This is a genomic window from Pseudomonas sp. M1, assembly GCF_022760135.1.
GTDB classification, from domain to species: domain Bacteria; phylum Pseudomonadota; class Gammaproteobacteria; order Pseudomonadales; family Pseudomonadaceae; genus Pseudomonas; species Pseudomonas citronellolis.
The window spans coordinates 1826214-1850765 of the sequence record NZ_CP094343.1; the positions used below are offsets into that span (position 1 = coordinate 1826214).

At 68.0% G+C, this 24552-nt stretch carries 24 protein-coding genes; 8 read left to right on the forward strand and 16 right to left on the reverse strand.

The features are described from left to right. Positions 1 to 136 precede the first annotated feature (136 nt). Positions 137 to 1099, forward strand: a complete 963-nt coding sequence (locus PM1_RS08355) for an NAD(P)H-quinone oxidoreductase (protein ID WP_009620536.1) — start codon at positions 137 to 139, stop codon at positions 1097 to 1099. Between the two features lie 241 nt (positions 1100 to 1340). Here PM1_RS08355 and PM1_RS08360 read toward each other — a convergent pair whose 3' ends face one another. The 6 genes from PM1_RS08360 to PM1_RS08385 form a co-directional block, all read right to left on the reverse strand. Next, positions 1341 to 1994, reverse strand: coding sequence for an HAD family hydrolase (locus PM1_RS08360; RefSeq protein WP_009620534.1), 654 nt, complete (start codon positions 1992 to 1994; stop codon positions 1341 to 1343). Beyond that, positions 1994 to 2989: an ABC transporter ATP-binding protein gene (locus PM1_RS08365; RefSeq protein ID WP_009620532.1), complete on the reverse strand. Its 996-nt coding sequence runs from the start codon at positions 2987 to 2989 to the stop codon at positions 1994 to 1996. The genes PM1_RS08360 and PM1_RS08365 overlap by 1 nt, the downstream gene beginning before the upstream one ends. Then, complete coding sequence (locus PM1_RS08370) at positions 2986 to 3774, reverse strand: ABC transporter permease (RefSeq protein WP_009620530.1); 789 nt, start codon at positions 3772 to 3774, stop codon at positions 2986 to 2988. Before PM1_RS08370 ends, PM1_RS08365 begins: the two co-directional genes overlap by 4 nt. After that, a complete protein-coding gene (locus tag PM1_RS08375) occupies positions 3758 to 4600 on the reverse strand; it encodes an ABC transporter permease (RefSeq protein ID WP_009620528.1) in 843 nt (280 codons plus the stop codon). The genes PM1_RS08370 and PM1_RS08375 overlap by 17 nt, the downstream gene beginning before the upstream one ends. Continuing rightward, positions 4597 to 5406, reverse strand: coding sequence for an alkaline phosphatase family protein (locus PM1_RS08380; protein WP_009620526.1), 810 nt, complete (start codon positions 5404 to 5406; stop codon positions 4597 to 4599). The genes PM1_RS08375 and PM1_RS08380 overlap by 4 nt, the downstream gene beginning before the upstream one ends. Before the next feature lie 63 nt (positions 5407 to 5469). Next, positions 5470 to 6528, reverse strand: a complete 1059-nt coding sequence (locus tag PM1_RS08385) for an ABC transporter substrate-binding protein (protein WP_009620524.1) — start codon at positions 6526 to 6528, stop codon at positions 5470 to 5472. 349 nt (positions 6529 to 6877) lie between these two features. Here PM1_RS08385 and PM1_RS08390 point away from each other — a divergent pair, with 349 nt between their 5' ends. Next, positions 6878 to 7594: a UTRA domain-containing protein gene (locus PM1_RS08390; RefSeq protein WP_009620522.1), complete on the forward strand. Its 717-nt coding sequence runs from the start codon at positions 6878 to 6880 to the stop codon at positions 7592 to 7594. A gap of 323 nt (positions 7595 to 7917) precedes the next feature. On the opposite strand, the gene PM1_RS08395 is transcribed toward PM1_RS08390, so the two are convergent. The 5 genes from PM1_RS08395 to minC all read right to left on the reverse strand — a co-directional run bounded on the left by PM1_RS08395 (position 7918) and on the right by minC (position 12444). Continuing rightward, entirely contained in the window at positions 7918 to 9207 is a 1290-nt protein-coding gene (locus PM1_RS08395) for a M18 family aminopeptidase (RefSeq protein WP_009620520.1), read from the reverse strand. Positions 9208 to 9744: 537 nt separating this feature from the next. Next, complete coding sequence (locus PM1_RS08400) at positions 9745 to 10380, reverse strand: RluA family pseudouridine synthase (protein ID WP_009620518.1); 636 nt, start codon at positions 10378 to 10380, stop codon at positions 9745 to 9747. 66 nt (positions 10381 to 10446) lie between these two features. Next, the gene (minE, locus tag PM1_RS08405) at positions 10447 to 10701 is read right to left on the reverse strand and encodes a cell division topological specificity factor MinE (protein WP_009620516.1); all 255 of its coding nucleotides are present in this window, start codon (positions 10699 to 10701) and stop codon (positions 10447 to 10449) included. Further along, a complete protein-coding gene (minD, locus tag PM1_RS08410; protein WP_009620514.1) occupies positions 10698 to 11513 on the reverse strand; it encodes a septum site-determining protein MinD in 816 nt (271 codons plus the stop codon). The genes minE and minD overlap by 4 nt, the downstream gene beginning before the upstream one ends. A 61-nt stretch (positions 11514 to 11574) precedes the next feature. Further along, the gene (minC, locus tag PM1_RS08415) at positions 11575 to 12444 is read right to left on the reverse strand and encodes a septum site-determining protein MinC (RefSeq protein WP_009620512.1); all 870 of its coding nucleotides are present in this window, start codon (positions 12442 to 12444) and stop codon (positions 11575 to 11577) included. Positions 12445 to 12602: 158 nt separating this feature from the next. Between minC and PM1_RS08420 the strand changes: the two genes are divergently transcribed. Together PM1_RS08420 and PM1_RS08425 are read left to right on the forward strand one after the other, a co-directional pair. Then, positions 12603 to 13532, forward strand: a complete 930-nt coding sequence (locus PM1_RS08420; protein WP_009620510.1) for a lipid A biosynthesis lauroyl acyltransferase — start codon at positions 12603 to 12605, stop codon at positions 13530 to 13532. Between the two features lie 72 nt (positions 13533 to 13604). After that, positions 13605 to 14789 carry a patatin-like phospholipase family protein gene (locus PM1_RS08425; RefSeq protein WP_009620508.1) on the forward strand — a complete coding sequence of 395 codons (1185 nt, stop codon included), beginning with the start codon at positions 13605 to 13607 and terminating at the stop codon, positions 14787 to 14789. A gap of 155 nt (positions 14790 to 14944) precedes the next feature. Here the strand turns inward: PM1_RS08425 and PM1_RS08430 are convergent, their stop codons facing one another. The 4 genes from PM1_RS08430 to PM1_RS08445 form a co-directional block, all read right to left on the reverse strand. Beyond that, the gene (locus PM1_RS08430; protein ID WP_009620506.1) at positions 14945 to 15802 is read right to left on the reverse strand and encodes a pirin family protein; all 858 of its coding nucleotides are present in this window, start codon (positions 15800 to 15802) and stop codon (positions 14945 to 14947) included. Positions 15803 to 15913: 111 nt separating this feature from the next. Further along, on the reverse strand, positions 15914 to 16744 hold the full coding sequence (locus PM1_RS08435) for an MlaA family lipoprotein (protein WP_009620504.1): 831 nt from the start codon (positions 16742 to 16744) through the stop codon (positions 15914 to 15916). Beyond that, positions 16745 to 18091, reverse strand: coding sequence for a putative lipoprotein (locus PM1_RS08440; RefSeq protein ID WP_009620502.1), 1347 nt, complete (start codon positions 18089 to 18091; stop codon positions 16745 to 16747). 110 nt (positions 18092 to 18201) lie between these two features. Then, positions 18202 to 18687: a GNAT family N-acetyltransferase gene (locus PM1_RS08445; RefSeq protein ID WP_009620500.1), complete on the reverse strand. Its 486-nt coding sequence runs from the start codon at positions 18685 to 18687 to the stop codon at positions 18202 to 18204. A 170-nt stretch (positions 18688 to 18857) separates the two neighbouring features. Here PM1_RS08445 and PM1_RS08450 point away from each other — a divergent pair, with 170 nt between their 5' ends. Then, a complete protein-coding gene (locus tag PM1_RS08450; RefSeq protein WP_009620497.1) occupies positions 18858 to 19229 on the forward strand; it encodes a hypothetical protein in 372 nt (123 codons plus the stop codon). A gap of 1 nt (position 19230) precedes the next feature. Here the strand turns inward: PM1_RS08450 and PM1_RS08455 are convergent, their stop codons facing one another. Next, on the reverse strand, positions 19231 to 20838 hold the full coding sequence (locus tag PM1_RS08455; RefSeq protein WP_372241067.1) for a glycoside hydrolase family 17 protein: 1608 nt from the start codon (positions 20836 to 20838) through the stop codon (positions 19231 to 19233). A 246-nt stretch (positions 20839 to 21084) separates the two neighbouring features. Here PM1_RS08455 and PM1_RS08460 point away from each other — a divergent pair, with 246 nt between their 5' ends. The 3 genes from PM1_RS08460 (at position 21085) to PM1_RS08470 (ending at position 24541) form a co-directional block, all read left to right on the forward strand. Further along, on the forward strand, positions 21085 to 21942 hold the full coding sequence (locus PM1_RS08460; RefSeq protein WP_009620494.1) for a glycine betaine ABC transporter substrate-binding protein: 858 nt from the start codon (positions 21085 to 21087) through the stop codon (positions 21940 to 21942). 635 nt (positions 21943 to 22577) lie between these two features. Further along, on the forward strand, positions 22578 to 22889 hold the full coding sequence (locus PM1_RS08465) for a DUF485 domain-containing protein (protein WP_024128557.1): 312 nt from the start codon (positions 22578 to 22580) through the stop codon (positions 22887 to 22889). Continuing rightward, positions 22886 to 24541, forward strand: coding sequence for a cation acetate symporter (locus tag PM1_RS08470; RefSeq protein ID WP_009620490.1), 1656 nt, complete (start codon positions 22886 to 22888; stop codon positions 24539 to 24541). The genes PM1_RS08465 and PM1_RS08470 overlap by 4 nt, the downstream gene beginning before the upstream one ends. Positions 24542 to 24552 lie beyond the last annotated feature (11 nt).

Sequence of the window (24552 nt, forward strand, 5' to 3'; positions counted from 1 at the left end):
GCGGAGTTATGACGCATATTAGGCCGTATCTGGCGTCGCCGGGTTCCAAGCTTGTCGAGATTGGGCTCTGGCGCGACGAGCGAAGAGAAAGGCCCGACCGACGTGGTGCGGGCCGTGCAAGCACTATGGAGGTAGCGTGAACGCATTGCAAGGTATCGAAGGGCGGGTGGAGTGGGCCGAGCGCGCCGCGCCGACCTGCGGGGCTGGGCAGGTGCGCATCCGCGTGGCCGCGGCGGGTCTGAACCGCGCCGACCTGCTGCAGCGCGCCGGGCTCTACCCGCCGCCGCCGGGGGCCAGCGACGTGCTCGGCCTGGAATGCGCCGGGGTGATCAGCGAAGTGGGCGCCGGCGCCACCTGGCAGGTGGGCGACCGCGTCTGTGCGCTGCTGGCCGGCGGCGGCATGGCCGAGGAAGTGGTGGTCGACGCCCGCCACGTGCTGCCGGTGCCCACCGGCCTGTCGCTGGCCGAGGCGGCGGGATTGCCGGAGGTGTACGCCACGGCCTGGCTCAACCTGTTCCAGCTGGCTGGCCTGCAGCCGGGCGAGAAGGTCCTGCTGCACGCCGGCGCCAGCGGCGTGGGCTCGGCCGCCATCCAGCTGTGCAAGGCCTTCGGCAGCCCCTGCTGGGTCAGCGTCGGTTCCGCCGACCGCCTGGCCTACTGCGAGGCCTTGGGCGTCGAGGGCGGCGTTCTGCGCGGCGAGGGGCTGGAATCGCTGCGCGATTTCGCACCCTTCGACGTGATCCTCGATCCGGTGGGCGCCAACTACGCGGAGCTCAACCTGCAGGTGCTGCGCCAGGACGGCCGCTGGGTGGTCATCGGCCTGATGGGTGGGCGCAAGGCCGAGCTGGACCTGGCGCTGCTGCTGGGCAAGCGCATCCAGCTGACCGGCTCGACGCTGCGCAGCCGCGACGCCGACTTCAAGGCGCAACTGATCGCCGAGCTGGGCACCCGCGTCTGGCCGCTGTTCGCCAGCGGCCAACTGCAGCCGCGGCTGGAACGCCAGTTCGCCGCCAAGGACGCCGAGCAGGCCTTCGAGGTCCTGGCCAGCAACCAGGTGCAGGGCAAGGTGGTGCTGCTGGTCGACGAGAGCCTGGCCTGACGGGCTGTTCCGCACGGTGTTTGCCCTGAATCTGTAGGCGCAACTGTCTTGCCGGCTGCGCCGAGGCGCTCTTCGTAGGATGGGTTGAGCCTTGGCGAAACCCATGCGGCCATCGGCGATGGGTATCGCTTCGCTCAACACCATCCTACGCGGCGTCGTGTTTGCCGGTGGGTAGCGGGCCCTGCCCGCGATTTCGCGCGCAGGGCGCGCTCCTACAGGGGAATGGCGTTTCCTGGTGGACTCAGCGCCAGGCGAGGATTTCCCAGCCGTGTTTTTCCGCTTCGGCGCGCAGTACCGGGTCGGGGTTGACCGTGTGCGGGTTGCCGATGCGGCGCAGCAGCGGCAGGTCGTTGCGCGAGTCGGAATAGAAGTGCGCGGCGGCCAGCGGGTCTTCGTCGCCGCCCAGCCAGTCGAGCAGGCGGACGATCTTGCCGTCGCGGTAGGTCAGCACGCCCTGGGTGCGGCCGGTGTAGTGGCCGTCCAGCACTTCCAGGTCGATGGCCAGGACGTCCTGGATGCCGATGCGCTCGGCTATCGGCTGCACCAGGTGTACGCCGGAGGCGGAGATCACCAGCGGGCTGTCGCCGGCGGCGCGGTGGCGGGCCAGGGTGCGGCAGGCGTCGTTGTAGATCAGCGGTTCGATGACGTCCTCGACGTAGGCCTCCACCTCCCGCTCCACTTCCTCGACGCTGCGCCCGGCCATGGGCTCCAGGCTGAAGGCCATGTAGGCCTCCATGGACAGTTCGCCCAGGGCGTAGCGCGCCATCAGCTCGGTATCGCGGCGGATGAAGGATTCGCCGTCGACCCAGCCCAGCTCGGCCATGCGCCGGCTCCACAGGCTGGCACAGTCGCCGTCGATGAGGGTTTCGTCAAGGTCGAAGATCACCAGGGCCATCAGGCCACCTCCCGGATGCTTTCATGATCGATCGCCAGTGCCAGTTGGCTGCCGGCCGGATAAAGGCGTTCCGCGCTGCGGTTGAGCACGTCCACCGTGAGTTCGACGCCGTTGGCCCGCACCCGGTAACGGATGACGTTGCCCAGCAGGCTGTGGGACAGCACCTGGGCGGCGATGCCGTCGCCCGCATCCACGCTTAGGCGCAGGGATTCCGGGCGGATCGCCACCTGCCCGGTGAAGGGCCGGCCGAGCAGGCGGCCGGCCTGCTCGGCGTCGAGCAGGTTGTAGTTGCCGATGAAGCCGGCGGCGAAGGCGTCGGCCGGCGCGGTGTAGAGGGTTTCCGCGTCGCCGCTCTGGACGATGCGCCCGGCGTTCATCAGCACGATGCGGTCGGACAGCGTCAGCGCCTCCTCCTGGTCGTGGGTGACGAACACCGTGGTCAGCTGTAGCTCCTGCTGGATGCGCCGGATCTGCTCGCGCAGGTGCTTGCGGATGCGCGCGTCCAGCGCCGACAGCGGCTCGTCGAGCAGCAGCAGGCGCGGGCGGGTGACCAGCGAGCGGGCCAGGGCCACGCGCTGGCACTGGCCGCCGGAGAGCTGGTGCGGGTAGCGCGCGGCGTACTGGCCCAGCTCGACCATCTCCAGCACCTCGGCCACCCGGCTGGCGGCCTCCGCGGCCGGCACCTTGTGCATGCGCAGGCCGAAGGCGACGTTCTGCTGCACGGTCATGTTGGGGAACAGCGCGTAGCTCTGGAACACCATGGCGATGCCGCGCTTCTGCGGCGGCAGCGGCACCAGGTCCTGGCCGTCGACCAGGATGCGCCCGCTGTCCACCGCGGTGAGCCCGGCGATGCAGCGCAGCAGGGTGGACTTGCCGCAGCCGCTGGGGCCGAGCAGGGTGACGAACTCGCCGCGCCGGGCGGCGAAGTCGATGTCCTGGAAGACCTGGGTGTCCCCGAAGCTCTTGTCCAGGCGTTCGACGCTGAGGAAGCTCATGTGCGGTCCTTGTTCAGGCGGTTGGCGGCCCAGGTCAGCAGCAGGATGAAGAGGAAGTAGGAGACCACCACCGCGCTGGTGTAGTGGCCGCTGCTGTTGCGCATGTTGTTGAGGAAGACCTGCAGCGTCTCGTAGCGGGTGCCGACCAGCAGGTTGGCGAAGACGAACTCGCCGATGAGGAAGCTGAAGGACAGGAACAGCGCCACCATCAGGCCCTTGCGCAGGTTCGGCAGCACCACCAGCAGGGCCGCCTGCCAGGTGCTGGCGCCCAGCAGCTGGGCGGCGTCCATCAGGTCGTGCAGGTTGATCGCCTGCAGGTTGTTGCCGATGGCCCGGTACATGAACGGCAGGGCGATGGTGAAGTAGCAGCCGATGAGGATCCAGGGCGTGCCGGTCAGCGCCAGGGGCCCGGAAGCATACAGCTGCAGCAGACCCACCGAGGAGACCACCGGCGGCACCGCGAAGGGCAGCAGGATGAGCACGTTCATCAGCGCGTCCAGGCGCGGGTAGTGGTAGTGCACCACGAACATCAGCGGCAGGATCAGCAGCACGCTCAGCAGCAGCGCGCCGCAGCACACCAGCAGCGACTGGCCGAAGGCGGTGAGGAAGCGCGGGTCGGTCCACAGCGCCAGGTACCACTTCAGCGTCAGTCCGTCGGGCAGCACGCTGGCCGACCACTGGGTGGCCAGGGAGTAGAGCAGGGTGGCGGCCAGCGGCAGCAGCAGGATCAGGAACAGGGCCCAGACCACCAGCCGGTGGTACAGCGGGCTAGCGTTTCTGGACATGGTAGCTCCGCCGCAGCAGCCACTGGTGGGCCAGGGTGATGACGGTCATCAGCCCGACCAGGATCATCGCCAGGGCGCTGGCCATGTTCGGGTCGAGGAATACGTCGCCGGAGACCAGGCCGGCGATGCGGATCGGCACCACGTTGAAGTTGCCGGTGGTCAGCGAGTAGACGGTGGCGTAGGCGCCCAGGGCGTTGGCCAGGAGGATGACGAAGGTGCCCAGCAGCGCCGGCGTCAGCACCGGGATGCCGATGTGCCGCCAGAACTGCCAGTGGTTGGCCCCCAGCAGCGCCGCCGACTCGCGCCAGTCCTCGCGCAGGGCGTCGAAGGCCGGGTAGAGCAGCATCACCCCCAGGGGAATCTGGAAGTAGGTGTAGAGGATGATCAGGCCGGTCTTGGAATAGAGGTTGAAGTCCTCGATCAGCCCGGCCTGCTTGAGCAGCAGGGTGATGGCGCCGTTGAAGCCGAGGATGATGATGAAGGCGAAGGCCAGCGGCACCCCGGCGAAGTTGCTGGTCATGTTGGCGAAGGCCATGACGAAGTCGCGCAGGCGGCTGTCCACCTGGCGCAGCGAATAGCTGCCGAGCACGGCGATGGCCAGGCCGATCAGGCTCGACCACAGGGAAATCTCCAGGCTGTAGCGGATCGCTTGCCGGTAGAAGGGCGAGGCGAATATCTCGGCGAAGTTGCCCAGGCCCCAGGCGTCCTCGCTGCGCAGGCTGTTGACCGCCACCCACAGCAGCGGGGCGATCTGGAAGGCGAAGAAGAATAGCGCGAAGGGCAGCAGGCAGAGCAGGGCCAGGCGCTTTCCGCGGTTCGCGCTCATGGCCGCAGCAGCCCTTGGCAGACCGGCTTGTCGTGGGGCGCGCCGAGGATTTCGCAGAGGCTGCCGCACAGCTCGACCTGGCGCGGGCGCACCTGGTCGTCGAGGCTGAAGGCCTCGCCGAAGACGAACAGCGGCACCTCGCGCTCCTCGGGGAGGATGCCGCCGTGGGTATGGTCGTCGTTCATGCCGTGGTCGGCGGTGACCATCACCTGGTAGCCGGCGGCCAGCCACTGGTGCAGGTATTCCGAGAGCAGCACGTCGGCCTGGCGCGCGGCGTTGCGGTACTGGGCGCTGTTCAGGCCGTGGCGGTGGCCGGCGTCGTCGATGTTCATCGGGTGCGCCAGCAGCACGTCGGGCTTGTGGCGGCGGCGCAGGTGCTCGGCGTCGGCCAGCAGATGCGAGTCGGGGTAGTGGTCGGTCCAGTAGAAGTGGCCGAACTGGATCGGTAGCGCCGTGTCCTCGGTGTGGCGGTCGCGGGCCGCATCGAAGGGCGAGCGGTTGTACAGCTCGCTGACCCAGTGGTAGGCCGCCGCCGCGGTGCTCAGGCCGGCGTCGCGGGCGTAGTGGAACAGGCTGCGCTCCTTCGACAGGCGCGACACCTGGTTGTGCAGGATGCCGCTGTCGATCGGCGCGACGCCGGTGAGCAGGCATTCGTAGAGCGGCCGCGACAGCGACGGCAGCTCGCACTGCAGGCGGTAGAGGCGGCCGCGGCCGGCGTTGCAGAGCGCCTGCAGGTGGCCCATGCAGTCATGGGCGACGCCGTAGTTGAGGCCGTCGAGAATGACCAGGATGACGGGACGGGACATCGTAGCTGCCTGTGTCGGGGAAACCGGAACGGGCGCCCCGGCCGTGGCCGGGGCGGCGCCGCGTCACTGCATGTTGATGATCACGTTTTCCTGCCACATGCGCGGCAGGCGCTTGGAGGTTGCTTCCCAGGCCTGGCCGTCCTTGATCGGCTGGGCCTTGGCGTACTGCTCGTTGGGCAGCAGCTTGGCCTTGACCTCGGCCGGCAACTGCAGGTGCTCGGCGCGGATCGGCCGGGCGTTGCCCTTGGCCAGGTTGATCTGCCCGGCGTCGCTGAAGATGTACTCGCGGGCCAGCTTGGCGGCGTTGGGGTGCTTGGCGTACTTGTTGATGATGGTGGTGTAGCCGGAGATCACCGAGCCGTCGGAGGGGATCAGCACCTCGAAACGGCTGGGGTCGATCTGGTCGCGGTAGCTCAGGCCGTTGAAGTCCCAGACGATGCCGACTTCCACCTCGCCCTTCTCCAGGGTGTTGATCACCGGGTTGGTCAGCGACAGGCGGCCCTGCTTGGCCAACTGGGCGAAGAACTCCAGGCCCGGCTTGATGTTCTTCTCGTCGCCGCCGTTGGCGATGGCCGCGGCGAGCACGCCGTTGACCGCCTGGGCCGCGCTGCTGACGTCGCCGATGGTGACCTTGTACTTGCCCTTGAGCAGGTCGGCCCAGCTGCGCGGCACGTCCTTGACCAGTTGCTTGTTGACGATGAAGGCGATGGTCCCGGTGTAGGCCAGGGCCCAGTGGCCGTCCTTGTCCCTGGCCCAGTCCGGGACCTGGTCCCAGGTGCTCGGCTTGTAGGGCTGGCTGACGTCCTGTTGCACGGCGATGGGGCCGAAGGCGGCGCCGACGTCGCCGATGTCGGCGCTGGCGTTCTCGCCCTCGGCCTTGAACTTGGCCAGCTCCTGGGCCGAGCTCATGTCGGTGTCCATGTGCTTGAGCCCGTACTTGCTCTCCAGGTCCTTCCAGGTGTCCTTCCAGTTCGCCCAGCTGTCGGGCATGCCCACGCTGTTCACCTGGCCTTCCTTGCGCGCGGCCTGTTCCAGCGCCTGCAGGTCGGCCTCGGCGGCCATGGCGGTCGCGCTGCCCAGGGCAATCGCGGTTCCCAGCAGTGAAGCAAGCAAGCGTTTCATTCGGTGCTCCTTCGGTCATCGGGTTTGGCAGTCGGGCCCGCGCCTCGGCAAGGGCGCGGCGCGTCGCTGGTCTAGATCAGCAAGACCCAGGCCAATCTACGAAGCGGGCATGACAATTTCGTGTCCGGGCGGCGGCCGGTCGTTCGGCAGACAGCGCCCGGATACAGCCTAGACCATGCACAAGACCTTGATGCGCCGGGGCTATGCCGGGCCCGGGAGCTGGCATGGGGCCTGCTTGCCATGGCATTGTCACCGGACGGTCACCGGCGATTCCTACAGTGGAAGCTGCCGCCGGTTGCGGTGAAGTGCCCCAGGTTGGGGCTGGTCTAGTCCAAAAGAGGGAAACAGCATGCGCGACGAGGCGCTACCGACGGTGACGGCGATCTGCCGGGCGCTGCTGGAACAGATCGACAGCGGCCTGCTGCCGGCCGGCGGCAAGCTGCCAGCGGAGCGGCGCCTGAGCGAGCTCTTCGACACCACGCGCATCACCCTGCGCGAGGCGCTGACGCAGCTGGAAGCCCAGGGCCTGATCTACCGCGAGGAGCGCCGCGGCTGGTTCGTCTCGCCGCCGCGGCTGCTGTACAACCCGCTGGTGCGCAGCCACTTCCACGCGATGGTCGCCGGCCAGCAGCGGGTACCGGCCACCGAGGTGCTGTCGGCGCGCCAACTGCCGGCCAGCCCGGCGATCTGCGCGCACCTGGAGCTGCCGGCGCTGTCCAGCGTCTACCAGATCCGCCGCGCACGGCGGGTGGACGGGCGCCTGGTGCTGTACGTGGAGCACTACCTGAACCCGGCCTACTTCCCCGGCATCCTCGACAGCGACCTGCGCCAGTCGCTGACCGATCTCTATGCCAGCCGCTACGACATCCGCTACGGCCGCGTGCGTTTCGACATGGTGCCCACCGCCCTGCACGGCGAAGCCGCCAGCGCCCTGCGGGTGGCCGAGGGCAGCCCGGCGCTGCGCATCACCCGCATCAACCGCGACCAGCACGGCCGGGTGATCGACTGCGACCTGGAGTTCTGGCGGCACGATGCCATTCATGTGAGCGTGGAGGTGCCGGATTGAGGGCGTGGGGCTCTTCGTAGGAGCGAGCTTGCTCGCGAACCTGGACCTTCGTGCGTTTGGCTGACCTTCGCCCCCTCTCCCCAGCCCTCGGCTGCGCGCCCCGCCCTGAAGGGAGAGGGGGCTTGTCCGTGCCGAGAAGAGGCCTGGTTTCAGCCGACAATCTCTGTGCTAGCCGGCTAACTCCAAACTATCCAAACACACCGAACGGTCCCCTCTCCCTTCAGGGAGAGGGTTAGGGAGAGGGAACAGAGGTCATCCCGAACATCGGAGTGCCCGGGAAACGCCGTTCGCGAGCAAGCTCGCTCCTACGAAAAACCGCAGCCTCAAGGCAGCTCGGCACTGCCATAGAACGCCCCCAGCACCTTGGCCAGGTAGCGCAGGTCGTGGCTGCCGGCCAGTTCGCGGATGCTGTGCATGGCGAAGGTCGGCAGGCCGATGTCGACGGTGCGCACGCCCAGCTGGCTGGCGGTGATCGGGCCGATGGTGGAGCCGCAGCCCATGTCGCTGCGGGTCACGAAGCTCTGCACCGGCACTTCGTTTTCCAGGCACAGGTGGCGGAAGTAGCCGGCGGTCTCGCTGCTGGTGGCGTAGCGCTGGTTGCTGTTGACCTTGATCACCGGGCCGCCGTTGAGCAGCGGGCCGTGGTTGCCGTCGTGTTTGTCGGCGTAGTTGGGGTGCACGCCGTGGGCGTTGTCGGCGGAGACCAGCAGCGAGCGCTGGATCACCCGCACGAAGGCGTCGCCGTCGGGCAGCAGGCGGCGCAGCACCTGCTCCAGGAAGGGGCCGTCGGCGCCGCAGGCCGAGCAGGAGCCGACTTCCTCGTGGTCGGTGCAGACCAGCACTGCGCTCTGCTCGTCGCCGCTGGCCAGCAGGGCCTCCAGGCCGGCGTAGCAGGACAGCAGGTTGTCCAGGCGGGCGCCGGCGATGAACTCGCCGCCCAGGCCCACCACCGTGGCGCGCTGGGTGTCGTAGAAGCTCAGTTCGTAGTCGAGGATGGCGTCGGCGATGATGCCGTGCTCGTTCTGCAGCTGTTCGCCGAGCAGGTCGCGGAAGTCGCGGGTCTCGCCGGCGGCCAGTTGGGCGAGGATCGGCGGCAGTTCGGTCTGGGCGTTGATCGCCCAGCCCTGGTTGGCCTCGCGGTTGAGGTGGATGGCCAGGTTGGGGATTACCGCGATGGGCGCGCGGAAGTCGATCAGGCGGCTTTCCACCTTGCCGGCCAGGCGGAAGGTGACGCGCCCGGCCAGGGACAGGTCGCGGTCGAACCAGGGTGCGAACAGGGCGCCGCCGTAGACCTCGACGCCCAGCTGCCAATAGCCCTTGCGGGCCAGTTCCGGGTTCGGCTTGACGCGCAGGCAGGGGCTGTCGGTGTGCGCGCCGACCAGGCGCAGGCCGTGCTCCAGCGGGGCGTTGCGGCCGAGCTTGAAGGCGATCAGCGAGGAGTCGTTGCGCGTCACGTAGTAGCGCCCGCCGGCCTCGGTGCGCCAGGCGTCGCGCTCGTCGAGGCGCTGGTAACCGGCCTCCTCGAGGCGCCGGGCGAGGCTGGCGGTGGCGTGGAACGGCGTCGGCGAGGCCGCGAGGAAATCGATCAGGCCCTGGTTGAGATCTGCACGCATGGGAAACTCCGGACAACGATGGGCGGAAGTTTATCGCAAATGGCGGGGGCGGCGGGGTTGTGGCTATGCCGGCGGGGATTCATCGCGGACTCCGTCCGCGATTCGCGCGCAGGGCGCGCTCCTACAGGGGAATGGTGCGGGTGGGGCGGCGTAGGAGCAACTGTCTTGCCCAGCGCACCGGGGCGCTTTTCGTAGGATGGGTTGAGCCTGCGATACCCATCGGACCATGGCGATGGGTATCGCTTCGCTCAACACCATCCTACGAGGCCTTGTGTGCCGGTGGCGTAGAAGCGGATCTCATCCGCGAAACGCGCCGGGATGTTCGGCTATCGCGGACAAGGTCCTACGGGGGAGGAACACCGTGCCCCCGGCGACCTGTAGCGGGCCCTGCCCGCGATTTCGCGCGCAGGGCGCGCTCCTACAGGGGGATGGTGCAGGTGGGGCGGCGTAGGAGCGGATCTCATCCGCGAATCGTGCCGGGACGTCCGGCTATCGCGGACAAGGTCCATCCAACTACTGGATAAGGCGGGTTCCCGCTCAGAACGGCGCCGGCGACTCGAAGCGCAGGCGCTCGCCGGTCTGCGGGTGGGTCAGGCACAGCAGGCTGGCGTGCAGGCACAGGCGGTCGCGCAGGGTCAGGGCTTCGCCTTCGGCGTAGAGGCGGTCGCCGAGCAGCGGGTGGCCGATGGACAGCATGTGTACGCGTAGCTGGTGCGAGCGGCCGGTGATCGGCGTCAGCTCGACTCTTGCGTACTGGCCGCAGCGTTCCACCACGCGCCAGAAGGTCAGGGCGTGGCGGCCGTGCTCGTGGTCGACGATGTGTCGCGGCTTGTTCTCCGGGTCGTAGCGCAGCGGCAGTTCGATGCGCCCGCTGTCCAGCTCCGGTTCGCCCCAGCACAGGGCGGTGTAGGCCTTTTCGGTCTCGCGGTCGTGGAACTGCCGGGACAGCTCGCGGTGGCTGTCGGGGTCGCGGGCCAGCACCATCAGGCCGGAGGTTTCCCAGTCCAGGCGGTGGACGATGCGTGCCTCCGGGTAGCCGTTTTCCTGTAGGCGAGTGACCAGGCAGTCCTTGTTGTCCTCGGCGCGGCCGGGCACCGAGAGCAGCAGGGTGGGCTTGTTCACCACCAGCAGGGCGGCGTCCTGGTGGACGATCTGGATGTTCGACAGCGGCATGGGGCCTCGACAGCGGCTAGAAATGACTGCGGCGGCCGAGGCCGCCGCAGTTCACTCCGGGAACGATCAACGTTCCGGCAGAGTGATGTTGAGTTCCAGGATCGAGCAACTGCCCTGGTTGGCCAGTTCCACCTGGACCTGTTCCTGGTCGATCGGCACGTATTTGCGGATCACTTCCAGCAGGTCTTTCTGCAGCTGCGGGAGGTAGTCCGGTTGCGAACGGTTGCCGCGCTCGTGGGCGACTATGATCTGGAGTCTTTCCTTCGCGATGGACGCGCTGTTCGGCGCTTTCCGGCTGCGAAAGAAGTCTAAAAGGCTCATTCACGTCCTCCGAACAGTCGTTGCAGGAATCCTTTCTTCTGCACATCGAGGAACCGATGTGGCATCTCTTTGCCCAGCAGGCGGTCGACCGCGTCGCTGTAGGCCTGGCCGGCGTCGCTCTGCTCGTCGAGGATGACCGGCACGCCCTGGTTCGAGGCCTTGAGCACGGCCTGCGACTCGGGGATCACGCCCAGCAGGCGGATCGCCAGGATTTCCTCGACGTCTTCCACGCCGAGCATCTCGCCCTTGGTGACGCGCTCGGGGTTGTAGCGGGTCAGCAGCAGGTGTTCCTTGATCGGCTCCTCGCCCTTCTCGGAACGCGCCGACTTGCTGGCCAGCAGGCCGAGCATGCGGTCGGAGTCGCGCACCGAGGAGACTTCCGGGTTGGTCACGACTATCGCCTCGTCGGCGAAGTACATGGCCAGGTGGGCACCCTTCTCGATGCCGGCCGGGGAGTCGCAGATGATGTATTCGAAGTTCTGCTTGAGTTCTTCCATGACCTTGCCGACGCCTTCCTGGGTCAGGGCGTCCTTGTCACGGGTCTGGCTGGCGGCCAGGACGAACAGGTTCTCGAGGCGCTTGTCCTTGATCAGGGCCTGGGTCAGCGTGGCTTCGCCGTTGATGACGTTGACGAAGTCATAAACCACGCGGCGTTCGCAGCCCATGATCAGGTCGAGGTTACGCAGGCCCACGTCGAAGTCGACGATGACGGTCTTGTGGCCGCGCAGGGCCAGGCCGGTGCCGATGGCGGCGCTGGTGGTGGTTTTACCGACGCCACCCTTACCGGATGTGACTACGAGGATCTTGGCCAAGGTGATTCACCCCAAAGAAAAAACGAAGAGTTCTGGTCCCTGAAATTCGCGGCAGTATCCGTTAAAGGCGGGTGATGTTCAACACGTCTCCCGACAGGCTGACGTGTACCGCCTGCCCCCATTGCGGACTGCGCCTAAGGTCTTCTGCCACCTTGTAATTCCCGGCGATCGAGACCAGTTCGGCGCCCAGTTGCTGACAGAAGATTCGCGCGCTGGTGTCGCCCTTGACGCCGGCCAGGGCACGACCGCGCATCGGACCGTATACGTGGATGTTGCCGTCGGCCAGAAGTTCCGCACCGGGGCTCACGGGGGCGAGCACGATGAGGTCGCCGCCGGCGGCGTAGATCTGCACGCCGCCGCGTACCGGGGTGGTCACCAGTTTAGTCGGACGGACGGCCGGGGCGGCGGGTTCGGCGGCCTTTTCAGAGGTCTTTTCAGGGGCTTTTTCAGGCGCCTTGTCCGCCGTCTTGCCGTTGGCCTTGTCGATGGCTTTTTCGACCACCGGTTCGGCCAGCTTCTCGCTGCGCGGGCGGCGCACTATGCCTTCGTTCGCCGGGGCCGCCGCGGCGTCCCGGGGTTCCAGCGGGCGGTCGCGGGAGCCGGAGGGCGGCAGCACCGGGATGTCCAGCATGGTCGCCAGGCGCAGGTCTTCCTCGCGGTTGGCGCGGATGGCCAGGGTGCGCAGGCCGTGGCGGCGGCAGATGTCCAGCACGCCCTGCAGGTCGAGCTGGCCCTCGCCGTCGGGCAACTTGTCCAGGGCCAGCACCAGCGGGGTGTCGCGGAAGAAGTTGGGAGCCTGGGCGACCTTGTCGGCGAGCTGACGGTCCAGGCGCGACAGGTCGTTGTGCGCCAGTTCCAGCACGGTGACGGCGAGCATGCTGCCCTTGAGCTGGAAAACGGGATCTTGGTCGAGGAGGTCGGCTTGGCTCATGGTCGCACTGCATCGCTAAATGGCCTCGACTTATAGCGAACCCTCCCGGCAGCCGCAAGCCTGGCGCGGGGCCAGGTGCGATAGTGGCACCGGGGCGGCGGCGCAAAGGCGGCGCTCGCGGTAGAATGCCGCCTTTGCCCGTCATTTCGGAACCCTCCATGGATCGTCCCAGCTTTCGTCCCGCCTTCCTCCATCCGCGCTACTGGCCGCTGTGGCTGGGCCTGGGCGCGCTGTGGCTGGTAGTGCAGCTGCCCTATCCGGCGCTGCTGGCGCTGGGGCGCGGCCTGGGCGCGCTGATGTACCGCGTGGTCGGCAGCCGCCGGGCGATCGCCGCGCGCAACCTGGAGCTGTGCTTCCCCGAGCTGTCCGCCGCCGAGCGCACCCGGCTGCTCAAGGCCAACTTCGCCTCCACCGGCATCGCCTTCTTCGAGATGGCCATGAGCTGGTGGTGGCCCCGGGCGCGCCTGGCGAAGCTCGCCCATATAGAAGGCCTGGAGCACCTGCGCCAGGCCCAGGCCGAAGGCAAGGGCGTGATCCTCATGGCCATGCACTTCACCACCCTGGAGATAGGCGCGGCGCTGCTCGGCCAGGTGCAGACCATCGACGGCATGTACCGCGAGCACGACAACCCGGTGTTCGACTACGTGCAGCGCCGCGGCCGCGAGCGGCACAACCTGGACGCCAGCGCCATCGAGCGCGAGGACGTGCGCGCCATGCTCAAGGTGCTGCGCGCCGGGCGCGCCATCTGGTACGCCCCGGACCAGGACTACGGCGCCAAGCAGAGCCTGTTCGTGCCGCTGTTCGGCATCCAGGCCGCCACCGTCACCGCCACCACCAAGTTCGCCCGCCTGGGCCGCGCGCAGGTCATGCCCTTCACCCAGACGCGCCTGGCCGACGGTTCCGGCTACCGCCTGGTGGTGCACCCGCCGCTGCAGGACTTCCCCGGCGAGAGCGAGGAGGCCGACTGCCTGCGCATCAACCAGTGGGTGGAAGCCGAGATCCGCCAGCAGCCCGAGCAGTACCTCTGGGCCCACCGCCGTTTCAAGAGCCGCCCGGAAGGCGCGCCGAAGCTCTACGACAAGCGCTGAGCGCGGCGGCCGGCTTTACCGCGGCGAGCGGCGCTGCATACTCAAATGCAGGACGCATCCAGGACTCCGGTCGTGACTGAATCTGCCGTTCCCCAATCCCCCCAGGCCGTCACCGGCCTCATCCTCTCCGGCGGCGGCGCCCGCGCCGCCTACCAGGTGGGCGTGCTGGCGGCCATCGCCGAGCTGCTGCCGGAGGGCGCGGCCAATCCCTTCCCGGTCATCGTCGGCACCTCGGCCGGCGCCATCAACGCGGTGGGCCTGGCCTGCGGCGCGCTGTCCTTCCGCGAGGCCATCCACAGCCTGACGCGGGTGTGGAAGGGCTTCCACACCGGCCAGGTGTACCGCGCCGATTTCACCGGGGTGCTCGGCCAGGCCCTGCGCTTCCTCGGCCACAGCCTGCTGGGCCTGGGCCGGCGGCGGCCGGTGGCGCTGCTCGACAGCACGCCGCTGCGCCACCTGCTGGCCCGCGAGATGGACTTTTCCGGCATCAGCGCCGCCCTGCAGCAACGCAAGCTGCGCGCGGTGGCGGTGACCGCCTTCGGCTACGACTCCGGGCAGGCGGTGACCTTCTACCAGGGCCGCGCCACCATCGAGCCCTGGCTGCGCCACCGGCGCATCGGCGTGCCGACGCGGCTGTGCCTGGAGCACCTGCTGGCCAGCTCGGCGATCCCGCTGCTGTTCGCCCCGGTGCGCATCAAGCGCGAGTACTACGGCGACGGCGCGGTGCGCCAGCAGGCGCCGATCAGCCCGGCGCTGCACCTGGGCGCCAACCGCGTGCTGGTGATCGGCGTCAGCGGGAACCCGACGAACAACGGGCCCGACGAGGGCGCCAGCGGCCACGCCAGCGGGCGGCCGCCGAGCCTGGCGCAGATGGGCATCCACCTGCTCAACAGCACGTTCATCGATAGCCTCGAAGGCGATATCGAGGTGCTGCAGCGCGTCAATTACCTGGGCTCGCTGGTGCCCCAGGAGCGCCGCTGCCACGAAGCGGGACTGCGCGAGGTGGAAGTGCTGCTGGTGTCGCCGTCGCGGCCGCTGGACGAGATCGCGGCCAAGCACCGCAAGGAACTGCCCTGGGCGGTCCGCCTGTTCCTGCGCGGCCCGGGCGCGACGCGGGCGAGCGGGGCGGGGGTGCTGAGCTACCTGCTGTTCGAGCGCGGCTATTGCCACGAGTTGATCCGCCTGGGCTACAAGGACGCCATGGACAAGCGCGCGGAGCTGGTGCGCTTTCTTGGGCTGGAGGAGCATTGTCTGTAGGGTGGGGCAGCGTAGGAGCGGACCTTGTCCGCGATAGCCGGAGGTTCCGGCGCGATTCGCGGATAAGATCCGCTCCTACGCTGCCTCACCCTCGCCGTATCCATGTGGGCGCGCCCTGCGCGCGATTTCGCGGGCAGGGCCGCGACGCCGGCGGCTCAGACCGCCAGCACGCCGTCCCGGTAATCGCGCAGGGCCTGTTCGATTTCCTCGCGGGTGTTCATCACGAAGGGCCCGTATTGCACGATCGGCTCGTTCAGTGGCTTGCCGGCCAGCAGCAGGACGCGCGCGCCCTGGTCGCTGTGCAGCTTCACCGCGTCGCCTTCGCCCAGGCGCGCCAGGCGGTTGGTGCCGACCTCGCCGCCGCGCTCGGCCTGCACCTGCAGGCTGCCTTCGTAGACGTACAGCAGCGTGCGGTGGCTGCCCGGCAGGTTGAGGCCGATGTCGGCGCCGGCCGGCAGCTTCAGGTCGTAGTAGTGCGGTTCGGTGTCCGGGCGCTGCACGGCGCCGTCGAGTTGCGCCTGGCCGTCGTCGAAGCGCCCGGCGATCACCGTCACTTCCACGCCGTTGGCGGTGGTGGTGCGCGGTACGTCTTCCGGCTCGATGTCGCGGTAGCCGGCCGGGCCGAGCTTGCTCTTGCCGGGCAGGTTCAGCCACAGCTGGAAGCCGCGCATGGCGCCGTGCTCCTGCTCGGGCATCTCGCTGTGGATGATGCCGTGGGCGGCGGTCATCCACTGCACGCCGCCGGGCTTGAGCAGGCCCTCGTTGCCCAGGTGGTCGCGGTGGCGCATGCGCCCTTCGAGCATGTAGGTCACTGTCTCGAAGCCGCGGTGCGGGTGGTCGGGGAAGCCGCCGATATAGTCGTCGGGGTTCTGGGTGTCGAACTGGTCGAGCATCAGGAAGGGATCGAAGCGTTCGATGCCCGGGCCGCCGATCACGCGGGTCAGGCGCACGCCGGCGCCGTCGGAGGCGGGGCGGCCGATGTGCAGGTCGATCAGGTTGCGCAACTGGGTCATGGTGGACCTCCTCGTTCAGGCATGGAGGCCATGGTAGTCCCGCCGATTGAATGAATGGTTGCGAGTTTTGCGGGCCGAATATCGAATTTGTCGATATTCGGCCCGGCCCACTCATTCGCCGATCTGCAGCTTGCGCGCCTCGGTATAGAAGTAGCGCAGCTTCTCGTACTCGAAGGGCGTGTTCATCTGCCCGTAGCGGAAGCTGTTGCTGTAGCGCCGGTCGATGACCTCCAGGGTGGGGATTTCCCAGTAGTCGCCGCTGGCGCTGGCCACGCCCAGGTAGTCCACCTGCTGGCCGGCGACGAAGTCGGTGACCAGCCCGCCGGTGTCGCGCAGGTTGGACGGGCCGAGGATCGGCAGCATCAGGTAGGGGCCGGCGGGCACGCCGTAGAAGCCGAGGGTCTGGCCGAAGTCCTCGGGTTGCCGCGGCAGGCCCATGCGGGTGGCCGGGTCCCACAGGCCGAGTACGCCGAAGGTGGTGTTGAACAGCAGCCGCGCGGTGGTGTTCATGGCCCGCTTGCCCTTGAACTGCAGCAGGCTGTTGAGCAGGCTTGGCACCTCGGCGATGTTGCTGAAGAAGTTGCTCACGCCGCTGCGCACGAAGCGTGGGGTGACGTACTCGTAGCCGTGCACCACGGGCAGGAACACCCACTCGTCGAAGCGGTAGTTGAAGTGGTAGACGCGGCGGTTCCACGACTCCCAGGGGTCGTAGACGTTGAGCGCGCTGAGGGTGGCGCGTTCGAACTCGCGCTGGTCCAGGCCGGGGTTGAACTTGAGCGCGTCCAGCGGGTGCTTGAAGCCGTCCGCGTCGGGCGTCAGTTGCACCTGCCTGGCGGCCGAGGGCGGCACGGCGGGTGCCGGGCCGAGGTCGGAGGCGTTGTCGGCGTGGGCCAGCGCGCTGCCCAGCAGCAGGGCCAGCAGCCAGGGGGATCGGCGGGTCATCTAGCGCTTTCCTGTGTCGGCGGCGGCCTGCAGGGTGGCGTCCTGGCCGCGGAAGAAGTCCAGCATGTCCTGGGCGTTGACCCGGTAGTTGAGGTTGCCGCAATGGCCGCCCAGCGGGTACAGCGTCAGCCGGTTGCCGAAGGTGCGGCGCAGGAAGCCGATGTCGCCGGGGCCGAGGATGACGTCGTCGGCGTTGTGCATCACGGCGATCTTCGGGCTGTCGTGCAGGTACTGCTGCAGGGCGTACAGGCTGGTCTGCTGGATCAGCTGCGGCAGGCTGCCGCCGCCATGGCGCTTGCGCCACATGGGGATCAGCTGCTCGACCATGTAGCAGTCGAAGTCGCATTGCAGCGCGCGCTTGAAGAAGGGTTCCAGGCTGGTGCCCTCGTTGATCGGGTAGTGCGGCGGGGTGACCAGCCCGCGCTGGTTGATCAGGTCCGAGGTGAAGGCGATGTCGGCGGAGGAGAAGCGGAAGCTCGTGCCGATCAGCATGGCCATCTCTTCGTTGGTCAGGTGCTGCCTGGAGTGCTGGAAGTCGTAGAGGAAGGCATCGTTGAGGTCGATGTAGCCCTTCTGCTGGAAGTAGCGCGTCAGCTTGCCGAGCACCAGCTGGTAGTAGGTCCTGGAGTCGGTGATGCCTTTGACCTGGGTCTGCACCAGCCGGTCGAGGTTGCTCACCGAGGTGTAGAGGTTCACCGGCGGGTTGAGCAGCAGCACGCGCTTGAAGTTGAAGCTGCGGCGGGTTTCGTCGAGGTGGCTGACGAAGGCCGCGTGCAGCGCGCCCAGGCTGTAGCCGGTGAGGTAGTAGTCGGTCACCGGCAGGCTCGGGTGCTGGGCGCGCACCGCCTGCATCACCCGGTACAGGTCGTCGGCGTCGTCGGGGCTGTAGCCGGGGGTGGCGCGCATCGAGGCGCCGGCCATGAAGTCCCAACTGGTCGGCGAGGAAATCTGCACCACGTGGTAGCCGGCGCCGTAGAACAGGCGCTTGAGGTACTCCGGGGTGCTGCTGAGGTAGCTGGCGCCGGTGCCGGCGATGACGAACACCAGCGGCGCGGGGTGGTCCTGGCGGGCCAGGCGGTAGTGCAGCTTCTTCACCGGCCAGAAGTTGTCCGGCAGCTGGAACTCGCGCTCCGGACGCAGCTTGAGGGCGTAGTCGTGCTGGTCGATGTCGGCATCGTCCGGCAACTGCGGGCGCAGCTCCGCCGGGGTGGTGGCGATGGTCGCTTCGAAGGGGTTGCCCAGGGGGTAGCCGTAACTGGCTGGGTCGACATCCCTGGCGAGCGCCGGACCTGCGAAGCCCATGACGAGGCTGCCGAGCAGGGCAGCCACGCGCGTAAGCAGAGGCATGCGGTGGATTCCTTTCAGTAGGACGCGAAATGCAGTGAAACCGAGCACTGTGACAAGTGCAAGTTCTACAAGTGCTGTAGGACGCGTCCGGAATCCTCCTGGGTGGTCGTTCAGTCGCGCCGGCCGAGGCGGGCGAGGGCATCGCCCGCCAGGCGGTAGACGGTCCATTCGTCCAGGGGCACGGCGCCCAGGCTGCGGTAGAAGCCGATGGCCGGTTCGTTCCAGTCCAGCACCGACCACTCCAGGCGCCCGCACTTGCGTTCCACCGCCAGGCGCGCCAGTTCGCTCAGCAGCGCCTTGCCCAGGCCCAGGCCACGGGCGCTGGGGCGCACGTAGAGGTCTTCGAGGTAGATGCCGGGCTGGCTCAGCCAGGTGGAGTAGTTGTGGAAGAACAGCGCGAAGCCGGCGCCGACGCCGTCCACCTCGCCGATCAGCACCTCGGCGTAGGGGCGCGGGCCGAACAGGTGCTCATGCATGCGCCCGGCGTCGGCCTTGTTCTCGTGGGATAGGCGTTCGTAGTCGGCCAGCTCGGCGATCAGTTCGAGAATCAGCGGGACGTCGTCGGGGCGGGCGGGGCGCAACTGGATGCGGGACATGGCGATCTCCTTGAAGCGGACCGCCGAGCATGCCGTGCCGGCCCGGCGCTGGCAACCTCGGCGGTGGGGGATGCGCAGCTGCTGCAGCCGCCCACGCCAGGGGGCTGCGCCTCTTGCATCGGGCCTTGCGCTGGTTATGCTGGGCGCCCTTCGCCCGCGGAAGTGGCGCCATGCCCTCACGTTCATCGCTGATCCTGCTCTGCCTCGCCGCCCTCTGGCTGGCCGCCTGCTATGGCGTGCGCTTCGGCCTGCTGGAAAACGGCAGTTGGGTGGACGTGTGCGCCGACGATGCGGCGCTATGGGCGTGCCAGGCGCGCTCCGGGCTGGGCCTGCTGATCCATTTCGGGGTGTTCGGCCAGGCGGCGTTGGCGGCGTCCGTGCCGGCCTTTCTGCTGCCAGGGCGCATCGGCTGGTGGCTGGCGGTCCTGGCGCTGTTCGTCGGCCTGCTGGCGCTGGTGTTCTACAGCGTGAGCATGGCGGTGTTCGCCGTAGTGCTGGCCGGGCTGCGCCTGGTGCGCCAGCCGCGCCCGGCGCGGGCCTGAGTCAGGCGGTCGAGGCTGCGGCGGTCACGTACCTTTCCTGGCGCAGGCCGCGCCACAGGGCGCCGGCGAGCAGCAGGGCGATCCCCGCCCAGATCAACGCCTGGCGGTTGCCCAGCCCTTCCAGCACGAGTTGCGGGACTATGCCCGCGGCGATCAGCAGCGCCAGCAGGCCGGCCTCGCGGCGTGGCGCGGTCGTTGGCCGGCAGAGGTAGACCAGCGCCGGGAACAGCAGCGCCGCGTTGGGGAAGTTGCGGTAGCGCGCGTCGAACACCAGGGCCAGCATCCACACTGCGCCGGCGAAGCCGCTGGCCAGCAGCCACCAGCCGCCGCGGGCCTCCAGCCAGGCCAGCAGGCGCGCGCGCCAGCCGGTGCCGGCGCCCAGCGCCAGGGAGAGGTGCGCCAGCACCAGCAGGTTGAGCAGCACCAGGTAGGCCGCCCACAGCCACTCGTCGAGGAAGGTGCTGATCACCAGTGCCTGGGCGCCCCACAGGCCGACGCAGGCGGCGCCGAGGGTGGCGGCCAGCGGTTGCAGCAGGGCGTCACGGGCGCGGGCCGGGCGGCCGCCGAGCAGCAGCGCGGCGCCCCACAGCGCCAGCGAAAGGCCCAGCCAGAGCGGCCAGTCCGGTTGGTTGGAAACCGGCCCGGCAAGCACGTTCTTGTCCTGCCGGTCGGCGTCGAACAGGCCCCAGTAGCCGCCCACGGCGCCCTCGATGCGGCGCTTCCACGGCTGGTCGAAGGCCTCGATCAGGTTGTAGCGCCAGCCGTGTTCCTCGGCCAGGCGCACGAAGTCGCGGATGTAGCGCGCCTCGTTGACGCGGCTGGGCAGGGCGGTCTGGCGCTGGCGGCCCTCGCTGGGCCAGCCGGTCTCGCCGATCAGGATGGCCTTGCCGGGGAAGGCCTGGTCGAAGCGCCGGCGGATGTCCGCGACGTGTTCCAGGGCGCCGTCGATGCCGCTGGGCTGGTTGTCCCAGTAGGGCAGCAGGTGCAGGGTGATGAAGTCGACGCCGCCGGCCAACTGCGGGTGCTTGAGCCAGTATTCCCAGACCTCGGCGTAGGACACCGGCTGACGCACCTGGCTTTTCACCCGCGTCAGCAGGCCCTCCAGGTACTTGCTGGTGACCTCCTGGCGCAGCAGCGTCTCGTTGCCGACGATCACCGCCTGGACCACGTCGGGGTAGGCGTTGGCCGCCGCTATCAGCTTCTGCACCTCGCGTTCGCTGTCCGCGGGGATGGCGTTGATCCAGGCGCCGAGGATCAGCTTCAGGCCATGCTTGCGGGCCAGCTCGGGAATGCCCTCCAGGCCGCTCATGGAATAGGTGCGCACGCAGCTGAAGCGCGTCGCCAGCAGCGCCAGGTCGGCGTCCATCTGCGCCGGGCGCAGGGTGAAGGGCTGGTCGAAGGGCGACTGGTCCTTGCCGAAGGGGCTGTAGGAGGCGCACTGCAGCTTGTGCGTGGGGCCGGCGGCGTCGGGCAGGACGATGGCGCGGCCTTGCAGGTACCAGGTGGCGCAGAGGGCAAGGGTGGCCAGGAGCAGACCGAGACAGTAGGCTGAAAAAGGATGGCGCTGGAATATGGGCATGGGCGCGGTGCTTTCGAGCAGGTCGCGCATCTTAGCAATGCCCCGCCTCCGGCGTCTGTGCAGACGAGCGTGGGATGGCTCTCTGGCATCAGTGGGGGACACGAGCATGTCGTAAATGCTCCGTGGTTGTCGCAATTGGACAGTCGTTGTCGCGTACCGGCAGGTTGCGCGTCGTTCTCGGAGCAGCCCGCCAGCCCCTCGCGCAGATGATGGAGGGGCGGCCAAGACCGTCCCGGAGCGCTCGTTCCGGTGAACCTAGAACAAGGGGAGACTCTTATGCGAATGATGCGACGACTGATGGGCCTGGGTGCGGGGCTCGTGCTGTCGGCGGCAGCGGGCCTGGCCGGTGCGGCGGCCAAGCCGGAGATCACCATCGGCTACGTGGATGGCTGGTCGGACAGCGTGGCGACCACCCACGTGGCCGCCGAGGTGATCCGCGAGAAGCTCGGCTACCCGGTCAAGCTGATGCCGGTGGCGGCCGGGATCATGTGGCAGGGCGTGGCCCGCGGCAAGCTCGACGCCATGCTCTCGGCATGGCTGCCGGTGACCCACGGCGCCTACTACGCGAAGATGAAGGACCAGGTGGTCGACCTGGGCGTCAACTACCCCGGGGCGAAGATCGGCCTGATCGTGCCGGAGTACGTCAAGGCCAACAGCATCGAAGACCTCAAGGCGATGAAGGACGACTTCGGCGGCCGCATCGTCGGCATCGACGCCGGCGCCGGGGTGATGCTCAAGACCGACCAGGCGATCAAGGACTACGGCCTGGACTACAAGCTGGTGGCCAGCTCCGGCAGCGGCATGATCGCCGAGCTGACCCGCGCCGAGAACGACAAGAAGGCGGTGGCGGTGACCGGCTGGATTCCGCACTGGATGTTCGCCAAGTGGAAGCTGAAGTTCCTCGATGACCCGAAGAAGGTCTACGGCGAGGAAGAGCACGTCGACAGCGTGGCCAACCCGGCGCTGGAGAAGAAGGCCCCGGAAGTCTGGGCGCTGCTGAAGAAGCTGCAGTGGAAGGACGGCGCGGAGATCGGCCAGGTGATGCTCGCCATCCAGGACGGCGCCAAGCCCGAGGAGGCGGCCAAGCAGTGGGTGGCCAGCCATCCGGACCGGGTGAAGGAGTGGACGCAGTAAGGCTTTGCCTGGCCTGGCGGTAGGTTGCTGCCGGGTCGGTGGAGGTTGTGAGGAGAGCCGCTTCCCTTTTGGGGGAAGCGGCTTTTTTGTTTGTTGGGGGCTGTTCGTGCCACCGGGGCGCCTGGCGTGGCCGGCGAATCCAATCGCGGACAAGGTCCGCTCCTACGCCCGGCCTTCCTGGAGCTGTAGGAGCGGGCCCTGCCCGCGATTTCGCGCGCAGGGCGCGCTCCTACATGGGAATGGTGCGGGTGGGCGGCGTAGGAGCGGCTCCTACGAAGAGCCCCACGGCGTGGCCGCCAAGGCTCAACCCATCCTACGAAAATCATCCTGGCGCGGTCGGCAAATGACGGGAGTGGAGGAGGGTGCCGGACTGGCAAGCCACTCCGAACGGCCCCCTCTCCCTCTGGGAGAGGGCTGGGGTGAGGGCGCCCTTGAACCCAGCACCATAACTCCCGGCAAACCCCATTCGCGAGCAAGCTCGCTCCTACAGGTACCTCCGCCATTTCTGCGCCGAAGGCTCTAGCCAGCACCTCCCAGCCCGCTACGACTAAAGTCGTCTGGAGGCCTTGCACCAGAGTCCTAAAGTGGGGATCGACGACATCCGCGTCATCCCCCGCTGTGAGGACAAGAACAAAATGAACGACAGCATCTACCAGCGGATTGATACCAATCCGCGCTTCAAGGAACTGGTGGCCAAACGCGAGCGATTCGCCTGGCTGCTCTCACTGATCATGCTGGGCCTGTACGTGGCCTTCATCCTGCTGATCGCATTCGAACCGCAAGTGCTGGGCACCAAGGTGAGCCCCGATTCCTCGGTGACCTGGGGCATTCCCCTGGGCGTCGGGCTGATTCTGTCCGCCTTCGTCCTCACCGGCATCTACGTGCGCCGCGCCAATGGCGAGTTCGACCGCCTGAACCAGGAAGTCCTCAAGGAGGTCCAGCAATGATCGCCCGCCTGTTCGCGGCCCTCGGCCTGGCCGCCTTCGCCCCCGCCCTCTGGGCCGACGCCCTGACCGGCGATGTGCAACGCCAGCCGATCAACGTCTCGGCGATCGTCATGTTCGTCGCCTTCGTCGGCTTCACCCTGTGCATCACCTACTGGGCCTCCAAGCGCAGCAAGTCGGCCGCCGACTTCTACACCGCAGGCGGCAGCATCACCGGCTTCCAGAACGGCCTGGCGATCGCCGGCGACTACATGTCCGCCGCGTCCTTCCTGGGGATTTCCGCGCTGGTGTTCACCTCCGGCTACGACGGCCTGATCTACTCCATCGGCTTCCTCGTGGGCTGGCCGATCATTCTCTTCCTGATCGCCGAGCGCCTGCGCAACCTCGGCAAGTACACCTTCGCCGACGTGGCCTCCTACCGCCTCAAGCAGAAGGACATCCGCACCCTGTCCGCCTGCGGCTCGCTGGTGGTGGTGGCCTTCTACCTGATCGCGCAGATGGTCGGCGCCGGCAAGCTGATCGAACTGCTGTTCGGCCTGAACTACCACGTCGCCGTGGTCATGGTCGGCATCCTGATGGTGCTCTACGTGCTGTTCGGCGGCATGCTGGCCACCACCTGGGTACAGATCATCAAGGCCGTGCTGCTGCTGTGCGGCGCCTCCTTCATGGCGATCATGGTGCTCAAGCACGTCAACTTCGACATCAGCGCGCTGTTCTCCGAAGCCATCAAGGTGCACCCCAAAGGCGAGGCCATCATGAGCCCCGGCGGCCTGGTGAAGGACCCGATCTCGGCCTTCTCCCTGGGCTTCGCGCTGATGTTCGGCACCGCCGGCCTGCCGCACATCCTGATGCGCTTCTTCACCGTCAGTGACGCCAAGGAAGCCCGTAAGTCGGTGTTCTTCGCCACCGGCTTCATCGGCTACTTCTACATCCTGACCTTCATCATCGGCTTCGGCGCCATCGTGCTGGTGAGCACCAACCCGGCCTTCAAGGACGCCGCCGGCGCCCTGATCGGCGGCAACAACATGGCCGCCGTGCACCTGGCCGACGCCGTGGGCGGCAGCCTGTTCCTCGGCTTCATCTCCGCGGTGGCCTTCGCCACCATCCTCGCGGTGGTCGCCGGCCTGACCCTGGCCGGTGCCTCGGCGGTGTCCCATGACCTGTACGCCAGCGTGATCAAGGGCGGCAAGGCCAACGAGAAGGACGAGCTGCGCGTGTCGAAGATCACCACCGTCGCCCTGGGCGTGGTCGCGATCGTCCTCGGCATCCTGTTCGAGAAGCAGAACATCGCCTTCATGGTCGGCCTGGCCTTCTCCATCGCCGCCAGCTGCAACTTCCCGGTGCTGCTGCTCTCGATGTACTGGAAGAAGCTGACCACCCGCGGCGCCATGATCGGCGGCTGGCTGGGCCTGATCACCGCGGTGGTGCTGATGATCCTCGGCCCGACCATCTGGGTGCAGATCCTCGGCCACGAGAAAGCCATCTACCCGTTCGAATACCCGGCGCTGTTCTCCATGGCCGTGGCCTTCATCGGCATCTGGTTCTTCTCCATCACCGACAAGTCGGCGGCGGCGGACGAGGAGCGCGCACGCTTCTTCCCGCAGTTCATCCGCTCGCAGACCGGCCTGGGCGCCAGTGGCGCAGTAGCCCACTGATGCCTCGCGGC